17 protein-coding genes are annotated in these 18,019 nt (G+C 59.6%); 12 read left to right on the top strand and 5 right to left on the bottom strand.

Features of this window, described 5'->3' with window-relative positions:
- Positions 1-125: 125 nt before the first annotated feature.
- Together PH605_RS04025 and PH605_RS04020 are read left to right on the top strand one after the other, a co-directional pair.
- On the top strand, positions 126-827 hold the full coding sequence (locus PH605_RS04025) for a phosphatase PAP2 family protein (protein WP_142844359.1): 702 nt from the start codon (positions 126-128) through the stop codon (positions 825-827).
- A 31-nt stretch (positions 828-858) separates the two neighbouring features.
- Positions 859-2,112 (top strand): FAD-dependent oxidoreductase, encoded by a 1,254-nt coding sequence (locus tag PH605_RS04020; RefSeq protein ID WP_142844358.1) that lies wholly within the window; start codon positions 859-861, stop codon positions 2,110-2,112.
- Positions 2,113-2,118: 6 nt separating this feature from the next.
- On the opposite strand, the gene PH605_RS04015 is transcribed toward PH605_RS04020, so the two are convergent.
- From PH605_RS04015 to PH605_RS04000, 4 genes are read right to left on the bottom strand one after another with little or no spacing between them, the layout of a single operon-like run.
- Positions 2,119-3,045, bottom strand: a complete 927-nt coding sequence (locus PH605_RS04015; protein ID WP_080856815.1) for an ROK family protein — start codon at positions 3,043-3,045, stop codon at positions 2,119-2,121.
- A gap of 3 nt (positions 3,046-3,048) precedes the next feature.
- Positions 3,049-4,221, bottom strand: a complete 1,173-nt coding sequence (gene nagA / locus PH605_RS04010) for an N-acetylglucosamine-6-phosphate deacetylase (RefSeq protein ID WP_142844357.1) — start codon at positions 4,219-4,221, stop codon at positions 3,049-3,051.
- Positions 4,218-5,240, bottom strand: a complete 1,023-nt coding sequence (locus tag PH605_RS04005; protein WP_142844356.1) for an SIS domain-containing protein — start codon at positions 5,238-5,240, stop codon at positions 4,218-4,220. The genes nagA and PH605_RS04005 overlap by 4 nt, the downstream gene beginning before the upstream one ends.
- A 28-nt stretch (positions 5,241-5,268) precedes the next feature.
- Positions 5,269-6,021, bottom strand: coding sequence for a GntR family transcriptional regulator (locus PH605_RS04000; protein ID WP_003521268.1), 753 nt, complete (start codon positions 6,019-6,021; stop codon positions 5,269-5,271).
- A gap of 153 nt (positions 6,022-6,174) precedes the next feature.
- On the opposite strand from PH605_RS04000, the gene PH605_RS03995 reads away from it, so the two are divergent.
- The 6 genes from PH605_RS03995 (at position 6,175) to PH605_RS03970 (ending at position 11,977) form a co-directional block, all read left to right on the top strand.
- Positions 6,175-6,357, top strand: coding sequence for a hypothetical protein (locus PH605_RS03995; RefSeq protein ID WP_065656974.1), 183 nt, complete (start codon positions 6,175-6,177; stop codon positions 6,355-6,357).
- 115 nt (positions 6,358-6,472) lie between these two features.
- Positions 6,473-7,654: a Gfo/Idh/MocA family protein gene (locus tag PH605_RS03990; protein WP_142844355.1), complete on the top strand. Its 1,182-nt coding sequence runs from the start codon at positions 6,473-6,475 to the stop codon at positions 7,652-7,654.
- Between the two features lie 12 nt (positions 7,655-7,666).
- The gene (locus tag PH605_RS03985; protein ID WP_003521273.1) at positions 7,667-8,551 is read left to right on the top strand and encodes a carbohydrate ABC transporter permease; all 885 of its coding nucleotides are present in this window, start codon (positions 7,667-7,669) and stop codon (positions 8,549-8,551) included.
- Positions 8,548-9,405, top strand: a complete 858-nt coding sequence (locus PH605_RS03980) for a carbohydrate ABC transporter permease (RefSeq protein WP_020809501.1) — start codon at positions 8,548-8,550, stop codon at positions 9,403-9,405. The genes PH605_RS03985 and PH605_RS03980 overlap by 4 nt, the downstream gene beginning before the upstream one ends.
- 38 nt (positions 9,406-9,443) lie before the next feature.
- The gene (locus tag PH605_RS03975; RefSeq protein WP_003521275.1) at positions 9,444-10,676 is read left to right on the top strand and encodes an ABC transporter substrate-binding protein; all 1,233 of its coding nucleotides are present in this window, start codon (positions 9,444-9,446) and stop codon (positions 10,674-10,676) included.
- Between the two features lie 188 nt (positions 10,677-10,864).
- Positions 10,865-11,977 carry an ABC transporter ATP-binding protein gene (locus PH605_RS03970; protein WP_142844354.1) on the top strand — a complete coding sequence of 371 codons (1,113 nt, stop codon included), beginning with the start codon at positions 10,865-10,867 and terminating at the stop codon, positions 11,975-11,977.
- Between the two features lie 152 nt (positions 11,978-12,129).
- On the opposite strand, the gene PH605_RS03965 is transcribed toward PH605_RS03970, so the two are convergent.
- A complete protein-coding gene (locus PH605_RS03965; RefSeq protein ID WP_003521277.1) occupies positions 12,130-12,615 on the bottom strand; it encodes a hypothetical protein in 486 nt (161 codons plus the stop codon).
- A gap of 243 nt (positions 12,616-12,858) precedes the next feature.
- Here PH605_RS03965 and PH605_RS03960 point away from each other — a divergent pair, with 243 nt between their 5' ends.
- From PH605_RS03960 to PH605_RS03945, 4 genes are all read left to right on the top strand, one after another.
- Entirely contained in the window at positions 12,859-13,722 is an 864-nt protein-coding gene (locus PH605_RS03960) for a MurR/RpiR family transcriptional regulator (protein ID WP_003504906.1), read from the top strand.
- 82 nt (positions 13,723-13,804) lie between these two features.
- Positions 13,805-14,587 (top strand): SDR family oxidoreductase, encoded by a 783-nt coding sequence (locus PH605_RS03955; protein WP_078052402.1) that lies wholly within the window; start codon positions 13,805-13,807, stop codon positions 14,585-14,587.
- A gap of 44 nt (positions 14,588-14,631) precedes the next feature.
- A complete protein-coding gene (locus PH605_RS03950; RefSeq protein WP_078052403.1) occupies positions 14,632-16,551 on the top strand; it encodes a beta-N-acetylhexosaminidase in 1,920 nt (639 codons plus the stop codon).
- 13 nt (positions 16,552-16,564) lie between these two features.
- Entirely contained in the window at positions 16,565-17,998 is a 1,434-nt protein-coding gene (locus PH605_RS03945) for a M81 family metallopeptidase (protein WP_078052404.1), read from the top strand.
- The last annotated feature ends 21 nt before the right edge of the window (positions 17,999-18,019 follow it).

Raw genomic sequence — 18,019 nt, 5'->3', positions numbered from 1 at the left:
ATGCACTTTCGAGCAACATTCCTTAGCCTCTACCCGCGAAAACCAGCCATAACAAGGACAAAGCCGGGGCTATTGTTTTTGCGGAAGGCAAAGCCATATGCAAGAAAAACAATGAGAGGATATCGATGCGACGTTTTCTTGTTTCCAGCGGGTGGATTTTTGCGGCAAGCCTTGTGCTGGTCCTTGTCTTCATTCCTTTTGATCCGCGTCTTTCCGAAAGTGCGCAGGCGCTGCCAGGCGGCGTGGTCTCCTTCAATCGCGCCATTACCGATTTCGGAACCTTCCGCTGGATGCTCTATTCTACCGGCCTTCTGGCGATATTGGCCTATATCGCCGCACGGGTTTTAAAGGCGGAGACCTATAATGGACGGCTGAGGACGGCATGGCGGCTTCTTACCTATTTCTTCCTGACGATCGGAACGGCGAGCATTCTCGTCCATACGCTGAAATTCCTGATAGGACGGGCACGGCCGGAGCTTGTGCTGGAAATGGGCGCCTATAGCCTCACCCCATTTAACGGCGACAATCTCTATGAAAGTTTCCCCTCAGGCCATTCGACCGCCGCCGGGGCGTTTTTCGGCGCTTTCGCCATGTTGATGCCGCGCTTCCGCTGGGCGTTTCTCCTGCTTGCCCTTGTCATCGGTGTTTCGCGTGTCATCGTCGGCGCACATTATCCAAGCGATGTCGCCGCCGGGCTTTTGCTCGGCATGTGGACGGCCATGGCCTTCGCCTTTATCTTTGCCCGGTCCGAAATGCTGTTCCGGTTCGATGCGCAGGGCTGGCCGCAGCCGAAGAATGTAAACCTCCCGGCGGCGGATACACGATAAGGCCTTCAAGCGGGATGTAAGGGGGAAGGTGATGGAAGAAGCGACAATCGCTCCGGGAAATGACGGCGGGGCCGTTCAGCACATCCGCACGTCCGTCGTCGTGGCCGGTGGCGGGCCGGCGGGCATGATGCTTGGCCTGCTGCTTGCGCGCAGCGGTATCGATGTTGTGGTCGTCGAGAAACACGGGGATTTTCTCCGCGATTTTCGCGGCGACACCATCCACCCTTCAACGCTTGAATTGATGGAGCAACTCGGTTTCATCGATGAGTTTCTGAGCCTGCCGCACACACGTGCACCAAGGCTGAATGCGATTATCGGCGGCGAGCGTATCACGATAGCGGATTTTTCCCGCCTGCCGGTCCGCCACCGCTTCATCGCCTTTATGCCGCAATGGGATTTTCTCAATTTCATCGTCGGCAAGGCGGGACAATACGAAAATTTCCGATTGCTGATGAATGCGCCGGTGACCGGACTGATCGAGCGCAGCGGCCATGTCGGCGGTCTCACGGTCAGCACGCCGGAAGGCATCATCGAGATAGAGGCCGATCTGGTGGTGGGGGCGGATGGGCGCAACTCCACCGTCCGCGAGGCGGCGGGGCTGGAAGTGCAGCGCTTCGGCATTCCGACGGAGGTGCTGTGGATGCGCCTTTCGAAACAGCCCGACGATCCGACGGAAACCATGGGGCATGCCGGCTCGCGGCAGGGTTTCGTCATGATCAACCGGGGCGATTACTGGCAATGCGGTTATGTGGTGCGAAAGGGGTTTTTCGCTGACATAAAGCTACAGGGAATTGAAGCCTTCAGGGATAGGGTTGCGGAAATCTGCCCTTTCCCACGCGAAAGGCTCGATGAGCTCAAGAGTTGGGACGATGTGCATCTCCTGACCGTCCGTATCGACCGGCTGAAGCGCTGGTGGAAACCCGGCCTGATCTGCATCGGTGATGCGGCCCACGCCATGTCCCCCGTCGGCGGTGTCGGCATTAATCTGGCCATTCAGGATGCGGTTGCGGTGGCCAATATATTGGTGCCGGTGCTCGTCTCCGGCCGGGCCATTGCCGATGATGATCTCGCCGCAATTGAAAAGCGGCGATCCTTCCCGACCAAGGCCACGCAATTTCTGCAGCGGATGATGCGTATCGGCGGCAAAAAAGGACGGGCAGATGCGGAAAAACCGAAGGGACCGCCAGCCTTTGTGCTGGCCATCATGCGGTTTCCGCTTCTTTCCCATTTGACCGGCCGGCTGGTGGGGCTGGGTTTCCGCCGGGAAAAGATCGAGACGATGTGATGCCGCTCAGGCAGTGCCGGCGGCTTCTTTCTCATATTTCAGCCCGATAACGGCGGATCCGATCAACCCCGGCTCGATGCGGCAGATGGCGGGCACGACTAAGGGGCGGTCGAAGCGCCTCAGAATGCGGCTCCTTACCACCTCGTCCAAAGCGGCGAGAAGCGCCTTCGAATTCGAAAGTCCGCCGCCGACCGGCACGATGGTTGCGCCGGTGACGTTGATCACCATTGCCAGAGGCGAGGCGAGAATATCGATAAGGACATCGATGGTTCTTGCGGCCTTCGGATCGCCCGCCTGCCAGGCTGCAATAATATCCTCGCTGGTCATTGCCTGCTGGTGAAGATGCGAATGTAGTTTTTCCATGCCACGGGCGCTGCCGATTGCATCGACGCAGCCGGTAAGCCCGCAACCGCATTCGAAACGCGGCAGCGAAACCGGCGGATTTCCGGCCAATGTCGCGGCCACCGGCCCGTGTCCCCATTCGCCGGCGAAACCGCCGTCGCTGTTGATGAGCTTGCCGTCGATCACCAGCCCGCCGCCCACACCCGTTCCGAGGATGACGCCGAAGACCACGCGATGACCCCGTCCGGAACCGATTTCCGATTCGGCGATCACGAAGCAATCCGCGTCGTTCGATACGATGACGGGAAGGTTCAGCGCCTTTTCCAGCTCGTCTTTCAAGACCCTGCCATGGATGCTCTGAATATTGGCGACAGTGGCTTTGCCGGTGTCGGGATCGATGACGCCCGCAATCGACAGCGACACGCAGGCGGGTGTGCCGCCGCTATTGTCGATGACGGATTTCAGGCCGGCGGCGAAGTCTTCGAAACTGGTCTTGGGCGTCGGGATGCGCGGCACGGGCCGAATATCGTCGGGAGCGTAGGCAATAGCGCCCTTGATGGTCGTTCCGCCTATATCGAAGCAAACGATCATGATTCAGGCTCCGGAACGGGTGGCATCGTGGATTTTTTCTGCACCGATCCATGTCGAATGCATCTGAAGGTCGGGCGTCAGCATGACGAAATCCGCATCGAAGCCGGGCAGGAGCTTACCCTTGCCGGAAGCGCCGATTGCCTCGGCGGGATAGGCGGACGCCATTCTCAAGGCTTCTTCCAGCGGTGTGTCCAGCTTTTCATGCATGAAGCGTATGCAGGAGAGCATATCGATATCCGCTCCCGCCAGCGTGCCGTCGGCCAGCGTCAGCCTGCCGCCGTTGCGATAGACGCGCCTGCCGTTCAGTTCGAAACCGTCATCATCCGTGCCGATGGTGGACATGGCGTCGGTGACGAGGAAAATGCGGCCGGGATTATTCTTGGCGCGAAGCGCAATGCCGATTGCTGCAGGATCGACATGGAAGCCGTCAGCGATCAGCCCGCAATCCAGCTTGCCGTTCGAAAGTGCCGCCCCCACCAGTCCCGGCTCGCGATGGCCGAGCGGGCTCATGGCGTTGAAAAGATGTGTCACCATGGATGCGCCGGCCTCGGCATAGGCCGTCGCAACGCCAAGGCCCACATCGGTATGGCCGAGGCTGACGACGATGCCGGCTTTGTGCAGCGCTGTGACCTGCGCTTCGGTTACGTTTTCCGGGGCGATGGTTGTCAGCACGAAAGGAAGCTTCGCCTTGCAGTCCGTCAGAACCGCGAGATCGGCCGTTTCCATCTTTCGGATCAGCGCCGGATCATGGGTGCCCTTGCGTGCAACGGAAAGATGCGGCCCTTCGAAATGCAGGCCGAGAAAGCCGGGCACCCCTGCCTTGTGGGCGGCGATGCCGGCTTCGGCGGCTTTGGTTGTGATATCCGGCCGGTCGGTGATGAGTGTGACCATCAGCGCCGTAGTGCCGAATTGCGCATGGGCCGAGCAGATGCGGGCGATGCCTTCCACATCCGGCTCGTTATTGAACATCACGCCGCCGCCGCCATTGACCTGAAGGTCGATGAAGCCTGGCGCAATGAACAGTCCTTCCGCGTCGATGATTTCGGCGTCTGCTGGCACGGATACGCGCTCAACAATGTCGGCAATGTGGCCATCACCGGTCACGAGCGCTTTGCCATCGTGCCACGCGGCGCCATCGAAAATGCGGGCGCCGACAAATGCCTTGCTGCTGCTCATTGGGTTTCCGTCACCTTCTTCAATGCCACGGGCGCATCCGGGTTGAAGCCGCGGGCGCGCGACAATTGCTCGATGAAGCCGTAAAACGGCGCGATCAGCAACAGGGCATCGGTCAGCGGGTGATTGGTTTCCACAAACGGCAGGGGCTTGGCCGGGCTGCCTTTTGCGGAGGTGACGAAAACACTTGCGCCCTTACCGGCGAGACCGGCCGCGATATCCGTCACGGAGGTTTCGGCGCGGTCACGCGCGGCAAAAGCGATGACGGGAAATTTCGGTGCGACCAGCGAAACGGGGCCGTGCATCACTTCCGCCGACGAATAGGCCTCCGCGTGGAGTTCGCAGGTTTCCTTGCATTTCAGCGCGGCTTCCGCGGCAATGGCCAGCGCCGGACCGCGGCCCAGCATATAGAGCGATTCCTCACCCTTGACCGCTTCGCCGATCTGGCTCCAGTCGAGTCCGATGGCCTTGGCAAAATTCTGCGGCAAGGCGCTGACGGCTTTGGCGAGCAGGCTGTCTTCCGTCCATTCGGCCAGGATTGCGAGGCCAGCGACGATGGAGTTGACGAAAGATTTGGTTGCGGCCACCGCCTTTTCAGGGCCCGCCTGGATATTGATGGCGTGATTGGCCGCATCGCCGAGCGGGGAGGGCAGGGTGTTGACAAGCGAGAAGGTGAGCGCACCGCCCTTGCGGGCGCTTTCCGCCAGAGCGACGATGTCAGGGCTTTTACCCGATTGCGAGACGGCGAAGGCCGCCGCCAGGTCCAGCCGCAGTTTCGTCTGGTAGATCGAGGCGAGCGAGGGGCCGAGCGAAGCGACCGGAAGCCCGGTCTGCAATTCGATCGCATATTTCAGAAAATGCGCGGCGTGGTCGGAGGAGCCGCGTGCAATGGTGACGATAACGGCCGGGTCACGGGCCTTCAGCCTGTCTCCGGCTTCGTGGAAGTCGGCATTGGCATTGTCCAGCAGGCGGGCGACTGCATCGGGAATCTCATCGATTTCCTGGCGCATCAGGGTTGTCATCGTTTCATGTCCTTGATCAAGAGATTTGTCACTCGGGCCCCATCGTCAGTTCGGCGACGAGGTCATAGGCGTCGCTGCGGTACAGCGCGCGGGATATTTCCATGAGGCGCCCGCTTTCCAGATAGGCCATTCGCTGAACGGAAAGCGCTGCCGAGCCCGGCGGAACCCCGAGCAGCAATGTTTCCTCATCGGTGAGGTTACGGGCGGAGATGCGCTGAATGGCGCGCACCGGGCGAATGCCGTTTTTCTCAAGCTCCAGATAAAGCGAGTTTTCCACCAGTTGCGGGTCAGGCAGGATATCGCCCGGCAGGCTGGTAACTTCGAGTGCGATTGGCTGGTCATTGGCAAGACGCAGACGCGTGAGCCGCGCCACCATGGCGGATTGGGAAAGGCCGAGCGCCATCATCTCGTCGCCGGTCGGGTGGAATAGGCCCCTGTCCAGCCAGCGGGTGCTCGCCGTCATTCCGCGCCGGCGCATGTCCTCGGTAAACGAGGTGAGCTTGGTAAGGGGCTGCTGCATGCGGGTGATGGGCTTGACGACGAAAGTACCCGAACCGTGCCGGCGAACGAGAAGGCCGTCGCGGACGAGATCGTCCACCGCCTTGCGCACCGTGACGCGGCTGACGCAGGCGCTTTCGGCGATATCCCGCTCCGGCGGCAAGGCGTCGCCGTGCTTCAGGCGGCCGCCATTGATGGCGTCTTCAATCGTCTGGCGCAGTTTCAGGTAAAGCGGGCCGCCGCCTGATTGCAGGTCGTCCAGATTAAGCGCTGCCCCGTTCATCCATAACCTCTGTCACGATCCATGTGGTCGGCGATATGGCCGGCTCTGGCTATATCATATGCCGCGTAATCAGCAATACCAAAATAGAACCATTGCTAGATTTGTACGATTAATCGGTGGTTTTTTCGATATTTTGCCGAATAATAAGGCTGCATGCTTGATATTTTCGCATTAACCAAAAAAATTTTCTCGATAACGGAATTGCTCTGGACGATTGGCATTTTTTTGGTATTGTTTTTTACGTCGGTGGTCGGCGGCGATGCGTTTCGCATCCGTCGCGCCGGGAAAATCGGTTTTCGACTCGCGGCAGCGTTTGCGAAATCGAATTTAGCTTGACCGTTGTGAAAATTAATTTCATCGTGGCAGGAAATTATCGCAGATAACTGGATGACCAGCACAGAAATGGTCGCTTCTGCGAAAATGAATTACGAATGAACAGGGAACAAAGTTCATGAAGGTGGGAATTATCGGACTCGGATTCCGTCTCGGTTATCTGGGCTACGTTTTTCATGAGATCGACAAGGATTTCGAGATCGTCGGTTACGTCGATCCCGCGCCGGCGGGCCTGCCGGGCCTGCAGGAAAAGGGCATTTCGGCCGGCAAGGCTTACGATAGTCCCGAGGCGCTGATCGAAAACGAAAAATTCGATCTCTTGATGATCGGCTCACCGAACCACATGCATCTGGAGCATATCCGTATCGGGCTTGAGGCCGGCTGCACCATCTTCTCGGAAAAACCCATCGTCGTCAGCATCGAGGAAAGTCTTGAGCTCGCCCGGCTGCTCAACAAGCACGGGCATGAGCGGCTGCTCGTCGGTCTGGTTTTGCGTTATTCCCCGCTCTACCGCGATCTGCGCGCCGCACAGGCGGAAGGCAAGCTGGGCGATGTCGTTTCCATCGAGGCCTCGGAGCATATCCCGCCCTATCACGGCGCATTCTTCATGCGCGACTGGCGGCGTTACGAGAATTATTCCGGCTCCTTCATGCTGGAAAAATGCTGCCACGACCTCGATCTTTATAATGGCGTGGTCGGTGCGCGGCCGCGTTTCGTCTCGAGCTTCGGCGGGCGCAAGAGCTTCACGCCGGCAAACGCGCCGCAGCATGACGGCATCAACGACATGGAGGTTTACCATCGCAAGCCGAGCGGCTGGATGGGTTCCGACAAGGTCTTCGACAGCGACGGCGACATCATCGATTACCAGACGGCGATCGTCGAATATGAGAACGGCGCATCGCTCGCCTTCCATACCAATCTCAATGTTCCCGACGATTTCCGCCGTTTCTGCGTCATCGGCGCCAAGGGCATGGCTGAGGGCGATTTCGTGCGCGGCTTCCTGAACGTGCACAATGCCCGGACAAATGAAAAGACCGTGGCCAAGACCTATTCGGCGGCGACCGCGCTCTCGCAGCATTACGGTGCGGACGAGCAGATGGCCGAGGACGTGATCGCCCATATCGTCAAGGGTGCGGCCCTTCCGGTTTCCGCGCTCGATGCGATCGAGGCCGGTATTCTGGCGCTTGCCATGGATGAAGCGCGCCATGGCCGTAAAGTGATCGATCTCAAGCCGGTGTGGGAGGAATACGATCTGGCGCTGCACGGGCAGCCGAAATCCCCCGCTGTGAAATCGGCTTGAGGGGGCGGCGCGATGGATGCGAAACGCAGCGCGGTCGTCTTTGCCTGGCTTCTTCTTCTGCCGGCGCTTTTATACATCACGGTTATCGTTGCTTATCCGCTCGTCGATACCTTCATCCTGTCCTTTACCGATGCGTCGCTTAGAAAAACGACGAATTGGGTCGGCTTCATCAACTACGAGAAGATTTTCAACGCGACTTTTGCCGATGTCATCACGCGGACCTTTATCTGGACGTTCTTTTCCGTCTCGATAAAGATGATCATCGGCACATTCGGTGCGGTCTTGCTGAATTCGGCCGTGCCCGGCCGGGCGCTGTTCCGTATCCTGACCATGCCGCCATGGATCGTGCCGATGGCTATTGGCATCTTCATGTGGGGCTGGATGTATAACGGCCAGTTCGGCATGATTTCCGGGGTGCTCCAGAACCTCGGCCTGGTGGATGGTCCGGTCGCGTTCCTCGCCTATGGCAGAACGGCCTTCTGGGCAACGATCGTCACCGACGTCTGGATCGGCGTGCCGATGGTGACGCTCTATCTGCTGGCGGCCATCCAGGCCATTCCGCAGGATCTCTACGAGGCCGCGTGGACAGACGGGGCAAGCCGCTTCTACCGCTTCCGCCGCATCACGCTGCCGCTGATGCTGCCGGCCATGATTACCATGTCGATGATCTCGCTGATTTCGACCTTCAATTCCTTCGATATCATCTGGATCCTGACACAGGGCGGTCCGACCGGCCAGACCACGACCATGATCATCGACACGTACAAGACGGCGATCGGCTCCTACAAATACGGTGAAGGTGCGGCCCGCGCCGTGCTGATCTGCATCTTCCTGTCGATCTTCACTTATTTCTACTTCCGCATCACCAGCCGCATCTCGCAGGAGGCCAGCCGATGAGCGACAAGAATGCGATGATCAACCGCTACAGGTGGTATGAAATCGTCGGGATTTATTGCGGCATCGCCGTGTTCCTGACCTTCGTGCTGGCGCCCTTCGTGGAAGGATTTCTGGTTTCGCTGAAACCGCTCAGCCTGCTTTTCTCTTCGCCCTACAAATTCTGGCCGGAAAACGGTTCCTTCGAGGCCTACCGGACCATGTGGGTCAGCGTTCCGGGTTTTGCCCGCTACGTTTTCAACTCCTTCTTCATCTCCACCATTTCGACCATCATCGTCCTCATCCTGGTGGTGCCGGCTTCTTATGCTTTCGCCCGTTTCGAGTTTCGTGGGCGTGGGCAGTTGCTTGGCGCATTTCTGGCGATCAACATGTTTTCGGGCGCGGTGCTTCTGATCCCGCTTTACCGGCTTATGCGCAACATGGGTGTGCTGAACACCTATCTGGCGATGATCATTCCCGGCGCGGCCTTCCTGATCCCCACCGCCATCTGGCTGCTGCGCACCTATATGCTGCGTATTCCTCGAGAACTGGAAGAGGCGGCCTATGTGGACGGTGCGAGCTATTTCTACACTTTCCGCCGGGTGATCCTGCCGCTGGCGATGCCGGGTATCGCCGTCGTCTCCATCACCACCTTCATCGGCGCCTATGCCCAGCAGTTCATCTTCGCGCTCACCTTCAATTCCAAGACCGAATATATGCCGCTGCCCATCGGCCTCTTCGCCTATTTCGGTCGCCAGGAAGTCATCTGGAATGAGTTGATGGCGGCCAGCTTCGTCGGCATTGCGCCGGCCATGGTCGTGATCTTCTTCATGCAACGATATCTCGTCAGCGGCCTTACCGCCGGCGCGGTGAAATAATCAACAACCGGAACGACCACCAAAACGGGAGACTACCTATGGCACTGAAACATTACGGATTGGCGCTCTGCGCTTTCGCATTTGCCGGTTCCACTGCCCTTACGACGGTGACGGCGCACGCCGCCGACAAGGAGATCAGCTGGATCTATTGCGGCGACAAGATGGACCCCATCCATGAGAAATACATCAAGGAATGGGAAGGCAAGAACGAGGGCTGGAAGGTCGTGCCTGAGGTCGTCGGCTGGGCCCAGTGCCAGGACAAGGCGACTACACTCGCCGCTGCCGGCACCCCGGTCGCCATGGCCTATGTCGGTTCGCGCACGCTGAAGCAGTTCGCGCAGAACGATCTCATCGTTCCGGTGCCGATGACCGAAGATGAAAAGAAGAGCTATTACCCCAACATCGTCGACACAGTGACCTTCGAGGACACGCAGTGGGGCGTGCCGGTCGCCTTCTCGACCAAGGCGCTTTACTGGAACAAGGACCTGTTCAAGCAGGCGGGTCTCGATCCGGAAACGCCGCCGAAGACCTGGGCCGAAGAGATCGCGTTTGCCAAGCAGATCAAGGAAAAGACGGGCATCGCCGGTTACGGCCTGCCGGCCAAGACCTTCGACAACACCATGCACCAGTTCATGCACTGGGTTTACACCAACAACGGCAAGGTGATCGACGGCGACAAGATCACCGTCGACAGCCCGCAGGTTGTTGCCGCGCTGAAGGCCTATAAGGACATCACGCCCTATTCCGTCGAAGGCCCGACGGCCTATGAGCAGAACGAAATCCGCGCCATCTTCCTCGATGGCAAGGTCGGCATGATCCAGGCCGGTTCGGGCGCCGCCACGCGCCTGCAGGAAACCAAGATCAACTGGGGCATCGCCACGCTGCCGCTCGGCCCGGAAGCAAAGGGTCCCGGCACGCTGCTCATCACCGACAGTCTTGCGATCTTCAAGGGAACCGGCGTGGAAGAAAAGGCGACCGAATTCGCCAAATTCATCACCTCCCCCGGCCCGCAGGGCGAATACGAACTGCAGGGCGGCGCGGGCCTCACCCCGCTGCGTCCGTCGCCGAAGGTCGATGAATTCATCGCCAAGGATCCCTTCTGGAAGCCGCTGATCGACGGTATCGCCTATGGTGGTCCCGAGCCGCTCTTCACGGACTACAAGGGCTTCCAGGACACGATGATCGAAATGGTGCAGTCTGTCGTCACTGGCAAGGCAACACCGGAAGATGCCGCGAAGAAAGCGGCTTCGGCTCTCGAGCAGTATAAATAATCTTTCATGAGCACGGATGCGGGCGCTAGCCGTCCGCATCCGGCAAGTTTCGCCGTGGGAATGCCTTGCGTCTTCCGGGATGCTCTTTCCCCCTGTTTTCAACGGTTCCGATTCCGTGTGGCTTTGCCCCTGTTTCGGAACATCTCTGAACGTGGCCAGATGTCGGCCGCTGACGGGAGAGGCAAGTCTTGGGTCAGCTTTATCTCAACAACGTCCGCAAGAACTATGGACATTTCGAAGTCATCAAGGGCGTTCAGCTCGACATCAGGGATGGCGAGTTCGTCGTTTTTGTCGGCCCCTCGGGATGCGGCAAATCCACATTGCTGCGCATGGTCGCCGGCCTTGAGGATATTTCCGCTGGCGACGTCGTCATTAACGGCGTGAAGGTCAATGACTTGCCGCCGGTCAAACGCGGCATCGCCATGGTTTTCCAGTCCTATGCGCTCTACCCGCACATGACGGTTTTTGAAAACATCGCTTTTCCGCTGCGCGTCGAGAAGATGGAGGAGGACAAGATCAAGCAGAAGGTCGAGGGCGTCGCCAAGATTCTCCAGCTCGATCAGCGTCTGCAGCAGCGCCCCGGCATGTTGTCCGGCGGCCAGCGCCAGCGCGTGGCGATCGGCCGCGCCATCGTTCGCGAGCCGAAAATATTCCTGTTCGACGAGCCGCTTTCCAACCTCGATGCAGCACTTCGCGCCGATATGCGCATTGAACTCACCAATCTTCACCGGACGCTGAAGGCGACGATGATCTATGTCACCCACGATCAGGTGGAAGCCATGACCATGGCCGACCGCATCGTGGTGTTGAATGCCGGCGAAATCGCACAGGTCGGTGCGCCGCTCGAGCTTTATCACAAGCCGGCTAACCTCTTCGTGGCAGGATTCATCGGCAACCCGAAAATGAATTTTCTGAAGGTCACCTGCAAATCCGTCAGCGCCGAGGGTGTGACGGTGGAATATGAGGGCCAGACGATCACCGTGCCGGTAGAGCCCCGCGCCGGTCTTGAAGGCGCGCAGCTGACGCTCGGCATCCGCCCGGAACATACCGGCCTCGAAACGGCCGACCTCAATGTCACGGTCGCGCCCAGCGTGATCGAGCGGCTCGGGGTCAATACCATCGCCTATGGCGTCGCGCCGACGGGTGAGAATTATTGCGCGCTGCTTTCCGGCTCCGCACCTGTGGTCGTGGATGAGCCCATCGTCACGGGTATCAAGGCATCGGATTGCCATTTGTTTGACGAAAGCGGCATTGCGCTCGAGCGGCGCGTCGATCTTTCAGTCCTCAAGCTGATCCAATAAGGCGCAGGAGCCGGGCCATGTTATCTGTTTCCCAATGCCCGGCTGTTTCTGACGCGATCCGTCTTCGGCAGCATTTTTCCGCCCCTTCCAGACGAAAAAACAACGCCGGTCTTTCGGCCCGGCGTGCGAAGCTTTTCCCGATGTCCGCCGGATCACGGCATGGGGTTGGGCATGTAGCCGGTGAAACCGCTGATCTTCCAGCGTCCCTGATGCAGCCGGCAATAATAGAGCGTCTGCCATTTCATGACGTCGAAGCTGCCATCGGCCTTGCGAAGCCCACCGTCGAACTTCTTGCGCACCAGCGCGGTCTCACCTTCCACTTCGATTTCTTCCAGCGTGGTGGTCGCAAAGATCGCATCGCGCGGGTTATCTGCGAATTGCTGGGTTTGAAAATCCTGCGCCTGCCGCAGCCACTCGTCGCGATAGGCGCTGAGCGAAGGGAACGACAGGCGCCAATTGTCTGGGTTCGCATCCCGGTTGGCGTTGATGCCGAGAAAGCCGTCTTCGACGAAATCATCCGCGACCTTCGACCAGTCGGCAGCAAGAAAAGCGTCGATGTCCCGCGTTACCAGCATCTCCCAGATGGAATGGCGGGCGATATCTGTTTCGGGAAAGGGGTTTTTGAAGGGATCACGCATGGTTTGGGTCCATTATTGAAATTATTTTCAAGATTTGGAGATTTCTCTGGTGTCGATTGTTGGCATATGCTCATCTCTCAATCAACAGAGAAAATAATTTTCAAATCAAAGGTGCGCGCGGTGTCGTCAGCAAGACGAAACATCCTCGATTCATGGATCTATGCGGTTGACGGGCGCGCTTTCTTAGGGTGCATCGGAAACGGGGCCAAGCCTTAAGTTTTGGCGGAACGGAGACCGGTGAACATGGATATTTTCGCAAGAATACAGGAAGACAGGGGGCAATTCTCGCAGTCGGAGCGGCGGATTGCCGATATTCTGGTTTCGGACTTCGAATTCGCCGTCAATGCCTCGATCATCGAGCTGGCGGCCCGCGCCGAAGTGTCTCCGCCGACCGTGACGCGGTTCTGCCGTCGGCTGGGGTGCCAGAGCTTTTCGGATTTCAAGGTCAGCCTCGCCAAGACGGCCTATGTGGGTATTCGATACCTCACCTCCGAACCCTCCAGCACTGGTCCCTCGGATGTGGCGGAAGAGGTGCTCGCCAAGGCACAGGAAGCGCTTTTCCTGTTGCACAGGACGCTCGATCCCGCCCTTGCCGATGAAGCGGCGATCAGGATCGCCAATAGCGGCATGATCTATGCCTTCGGCGCAGGCGGCAACTCCTCGATGATCGCTTCGGAAATCCAGAATCGGCTGTTCCGCCTGGGCCTGCGCGTTTCGACCAGCGCCGATCACAGCATGCAGCTGATGATGACGGCTGCGGCGCGCAAGGAAGACGTCATCATCGGTTCGTCCTTTTCCGGCCGCAACATGGAACTGGTGAAATGTTTCAGGCTGGCGCGGGAAATGGGGGTCACCACCATTGCGCTTACCCAGAGCGACACGCCTGTTGCCGCGGCCGCCGACATGGTGGTGGCGGTCAATGTGCCCGAGGGAAACAATATCTTCCGCCCCACCTCATCGCGCTACGCCTATCTGGCCGCCGTCGATGTTCTGGCGACGCTTGCTGCCTATCATCAACGGCAACGATCGATGGTGACGTTGCGTCATATCAAGCAGCAGCTCGTGGAACATCGTGACCCGGATGACAAGCAATTGCTCGGTGACTGAGGCGGGCTGACGAAAAACACAGGCTGCTTTGCCTGAGACCCGCTTTGTGGCGGGTCGGAAAGCTTCAAGGGAGTTGTAGGAGATGAAGGACAGGAAAGACCAGCTCGCCGTCGTTACCGGCGCGGCAGGTGATATTGGCCGGGCAATTGCCACGGCGCTCGCTGAAAGCCATGCAAAGGTCGTGTTGGTCGATATCGATCCCGACGCCCTTTCGAGCGCGCTATCCCTGCTTTCCAGTCCCCGCTTCGTTGCGAAAACCTGCGATGTCACCGATCCGCAGGACCTTGCGAGGCTGGCCGCTGAGGTCGCGGAGCTGGGCGATGTTGTTACCCTCGTCAACAATGCGGGCGCGGCAAGAGCGGTCAGCCTGCACGACACGACCGCCGATATATGGCGCAGGGACAATGCCCTCAATCTGGAAGCGCCGTTTCTCTGCTTCAGGGCTTTCGAAGAGGCGTTGAAGCGGACCCAGGGGTCGGTGGTCAATATCACGTCCGTCAACGGCATGGCGGTGTTCGGCCATCCGGCCTATAGCGCCGCAAAGGCCGGGCTGATCCATCTGACCAAGCTGATCGCCGTGGAATATGGCAAATTCGGCATCCGTTCCAATGCCGTTGCGCCGGGCACCGTGCGCACCCAGGCGTGGGAGGCGCGGGCCGCCGCCAATCCTCAGGTCTTCGAAGAGGCGAAGCACTGGTATCCGCTGCAACGCATCGTGAGGCCCGACGATGTGGCCAATGCCGTTGCCTTTCTGGCCGGCCCACAGGCGGAGGCGATCAGCGGCGTGTGCCTGCCGGTCGATTGCGGACTGACGGCGGGGCAGGCGCCGCTGGCCCGGACCTTCTCGCAATCCGAACATTACTGACCGAAGCCCTCCTGAGGGCTCAATGCGCAATAAAGGGGAGCATCATGGCGCTCGCACATTATCGTCTCGAAAATTCCTGGCATCCGCTCAAAGATTCCGCCTCCGGCGGTTTTACCTTTACCCTAGTCAATCTTTCCCGCGAGCCGCTGAAGGATTTTCGCATCGTCTACACGTCGTTGACGCGGACGGTAGACAAGCCCGCTTGCGACAATGCCGTTTACCTGCGCCGCAACGCCAATTTCCATGAGTTTGCACCGCCGCCGGGCTTCGTGCTCGAGCCGGGGAAATCCTGGCGCTTCACCGTCGATGGCCTGCTGCGGCCGGCCCGGCATCGCACGGATGGCGCGAAATCCGCCTATGTCAGCCTTGCCGATGGAACGCATCGCGCCGTCGATGTCGGTGACCTGATGCTGGATGGGCGTCATAGCGAGCCGGCGCCGGTGCTGCTTCCGGAAGGCAAGCTCGATCTGCCCTTTTCCATCCAGCCCTGGCCCGCTGAAATCGACGCCGAACCGGGCGACGGTTTTCCCGTCGCGCTCTTCCCGGCGGAAGATGCGGGTGCAGAAGAAGTGCTTGCGGTGGAAACCGTGCTTTCGCTGTTCCGCCGGCTCTTTGCCGTCGGGCACGTGCCCTTTAGCCTTGCGCCGGTTCATGAGGGAAAACCGCTTCGCTTCAAGCGGCACAGCGGGCTGGAAGCGGAAGGTTATCGCCTCACTTTTTCAAAAGAAGCGGTGGTCGTGGAATATTCGGCCGCTGCCGGTCTGCAATATGGCCTGACGGTTCTGGCGCAGCTGCTGCATGGCGCGCGCATCGATCCTCAATTCCGCTTCCCGGCCTCCGGCGCCATCAGCGATGCACCCCGTTATAGCTGGCGCGGCTGCCATCTCGATGTCTCCCGGCAATTCTATCCGACAGGCGATGTCCTGCGGCTTATCGATATTCTCGCATGGCTGCGCATGAACCGCTTCCATTGGCACCTGACGGATGACGAGGCATGGCGGCTCGAAATCAAGGCCTATCCGCTGCTGACCACCGTTGGCGCAACGCGCGGCCCGGATGCGCCGCTTCTGCCGCAGCTCGGTAACGGGGCTGAGCCGGTGTCGGGCTATTACACACAGGATGAGGTGCGCATGGTCGTTGCGCATGCGGCGGCATTGAACGTCGAAATCGTGCCGGAAGTCGATATTCCCGGCCACAGCACGGCGGCTCTCGTGGCCTATCCGGAGCTGACGGACGGGCAGGAAGCGCCGGACAGCTACCGCTCTGTGCAGGGATACCCGAACAATGCGCTTAACCCGGCCATCGAACCGACCTATGAATTCCTCGGCAAGATATTCGACGAGATGGTGGAGCTGTTCCCGTCGCGGCTGATCCATATTGGCGGCGATGAGGTTGCGGATGGGTCGTGGCTGGCCTCGCCGCTTGCCAAGGCGCTGATGGAAAAGGAAGGGCTCGACGGCACCTTCGGTATCCAGTCCTATTTCATGAAGCGCATTCAGGGGATGCTGCATGAGCGCGGTCGCCAGCTTGCGGGCTGGGATGAGGTTTCCCACGGTGGTGGCGTCGATCCTGCCGGAACGTTGCTGATGGCATGGCAGAAGCCGGAAGTCGGGCTTGAGCTTGCACGCCAAGGCTATGACGTGGTGATGACGCCGGGTCAGGCCTATTATCTCGACATGGTGCAGGATGAAGCATGGCAGGAGCCGGGCGCAAGCTGGGCCGGCACCGTTCCGCCTTCGCATACTTATGCCTATGAGGCTGTCGGCGAATTTCCCGAGGAGTTGAAGGAGCGGATGAAGGGCGTTCAGGCCTGCATCTGGTCCGAACATTTCCTCAATCGCGCCTATTTCAACCATCTGGTTTTCCCCCGTCTGCCGGCGATTGCCGAGGCGGCGTGGACGCCAAAGGCGCAAAAGGACTGGCTGCGTTTTGCGGCCATCGTCCCCTTGAGCCCGATCTATTGAGGGGGAAACCGACATGCGTATTGCCGTGGGTGGAATTCATACCGAATGCAGCACCTATTCCCCGGTGCTGATGGGCGAGCAGGATTTTCGCGTCTTTCGCGGCGCGGAACTGCTGGAGGCCGAGTATTTCAATTTCCTCGGTGAAGGCGGGGTGGACGTGTTGCCGCTTCTGCATGCGCGGGCGGTACCGGGCGGCCCGGTGTCGCGCGTGGCCTATGAGGCGTTCAAGGCGGAGTTTCTCGAACGCCTTAAGGCCTGCCCGCCGCTGGACGGGCTTTATCTCGCCATGCATGGCGCGATGAATGTCGAAGGCATGGACGATGCGGAAGGTGACTGGATTTCCAGCGCCCGCGCCGTCGTCGGGCCGGATGTCGTGGTCTCTGCGAGCTATGACTTGCATGGCAATGTCAGCCAGACGATCATCGATCAGCTCGACATATTTGCCGGCTACCGAACTGCGCCGCATATCGATGTGCGCGAGACGATGGTGCGGGCGTGGACAATGCTGCTGAAGGCCCTGAAGACGGGCGAAAAGCCCGGCGTCGCCTGGGCGAAAATTCCGGTTCTACTGCCGGGGGAGAAGACCTCCACGGAAGACGAACCCACTAAAAGCCTTTATGCGGTTTTGCCGGATCACGATGCGCGGCCCGGCATTTGGGATGCGAATTTCATGATCGGCTACGTCTGGGCGGACGAACCCCGGGCGACGGCCTGCGCCGTGGTGACGGGAACGGACAAAGCGGCCGCACAGGCGGTCGCGACCGAGATCGCGCAATCCTACTGGAATGCCCGGCAGGATTTTCGTTTCGGCCCCGTGACCGAGCCGCTCGAGGCCATTCTGGATATCGCCGAAAAAACGGCAACGCTGCCAATCATCTTGGCCGACTCCGGCGATAACCCGACCGGCGGTGGGGTTGGCGATCGCGCCGATGTTCTGGCTGCGCTGATTGCGCGCAACTGGCAGGGCGCGTTGCTGGGCGGCATCACCGACAGGCCGGCGGTCGAAGCCTGTTTTGCGGCCGGCGAAGGTGCTGCGCTTTCCCTGAAGATCGGCGGCAGTCTCGATCCGCAGAGCCCGTCCGTGACCGTCGAGGCCCGTCTTGTGAAACTGGACGATCCAGGTGCTGCTGACCAGCGGCAGGCAGTAGTCGCCATCGGCGGCATCACGGTCATTCTGGCGGCGCGGCGCAGGCCCTATCACATGATTTCCGATTTCACCCGTCTCGGCTTTAATCCAAAGGAGGTGCGGCTGCTGGTCGTCAAGTCCGGTTATCTTTCACCGGAGCTTGCGCCTATCGCCAATCCCAACCTCATGGCGCTGACGGAAGGGGTCATCAATCAGGATATCGAAAACCTTCCCAATCGCCGCCGGGACGGCGATTTTTACCCATGGAAGCCGCATTTCGATTATACCCCTCAGCCCATCCTTTCGGCCCGCTGGCGATGACAGCGGTCCGGTAGCTTTTAC

The organism is Agrobacterium sp. CFBP 3001 (assembly GCF_027871605.1).
In the GTDB taxonomy this organism is placed as follows: domain Bacteria; phylum Pseudomonadota; class Alphaproteobacteria; order Rhizobiales; family Rhizobiaceae; genus Agrobacterium; species Agrobacterium leguminum.
Note: the sequence above shows the minus strand (reverse complement) of the source record. Positions and strands in the feature narration are given on the sequence as shown.

Bases quoted from the DNA above. Each gene is read 5' to 3' on its own strand.
- PH605_RS03955 (WP_078052402.1), top strand. From the start codon at position 13,805: ATGAAGGACAGGAAAGACCAGCTCGCCGTCGTTACCGGCGCGGCAGGT.
- PH605_RS03950 (WP_078052403.1), top strand. From the start codon at position 14,632: ATGGCGCTCGCACATTATCGTCTCGAAAATTCCTGGCATCCGCTCAAA.
- PH605_RS04005 (WP_142844356.1), bottom strand. From the start codon at position 5,240: ATGACAACCCTGATGCGCCAGGAAATCGATGAGATTCCCGATGCAGTC.
- PH605_RS03985 (WP_003521273.1), top strand. From the start codon at position 7,667: ATGGATGCGAAACGCAGCGCGGTCGTCTTTGCCTGGCTTCTTCTTCTG.
- PH605_RS03960 (WP_003504906.1), top strand. From the start codon at position 12,859: ATGGATATTTTCGCAAGAATACAGGAAGACAGGGGGCAATTCTCGCAG.
- PH605_RS03945 (WP_078052404.1), top strand. From the start codon at position 16,565: ATGCGTATTGCCGTGGGTGGAATTCATACCGAATGCAGCACCTATTCC.
- PH605_RS03975 (WP_003521275.1), top strand. From the start codon at position 9,444: ATGGCACTGAAACATTACGGATTGGCGCTCTGCGCTTTCGCATTTGCC.
- PH605_RS03965 (WP_003521277.1), bottom strand. From the start codon at position 12,615: ATGCGTGATCCCTTCAAAAACCCCTTTCCCGAAACAGATATCGCCCGC.
- PH605_RS03980 (WP_020809501.1), top strand. From the start codon at position 8,548: ATGAGCGACAAGAATGCGATGATCAACCGCTACAGGTGGTATGAAATC.
- PH605_RS04000 (WP_003521268.1), bottom strand. From the start codon at position 6,021: ATGAACGGGGCAGCGCTTAATCTGGACGACCTGCAATCAGGCGGCGGC.
- PH605_RS03990 (WP_142844355.1), top strand. From the start codon at position 6,473: ATGAAGGTGGGAATTATCGGACTCGGATTCCGTCTCGGTTATCTGGGC.
- PH605_RS03995 (WP_065656974.1), top strand. From the start codon at position 6,175: ATGCTTGATATTTTCGCATTAACCAAAAAAATTTTCTCGATAACGGAA.
- nagA (WP_142844357.1), bottom strand. From the start codon at position 4,221: ATGAGCAGCAGCAAGGCATTTGTCGGCGCCCGCATTTTCGATGGCGCC.
- PH605_RS04025 (WP_142844359.1), top strand. From the start codon at position 126: ATGCGACGTTTTCTTGTTTCCAGCGGGTGGATTTTTGCGGCAAGCCTT.
- PH605_RS04020 (WP_142844358.1), top strand. From the start codon at position 859: ATGGAAGAAGCGACAATCGCTCCGGGAAATGACGGCGGGGCCGTTCAG.
- PH605_RS04015 (WP_080856815.1), bottom strand. From the start codon at position 3,045: ATGATCGTTTGCTTCGATATAGGCGGAACGACCATCAAGGGCGCTATT.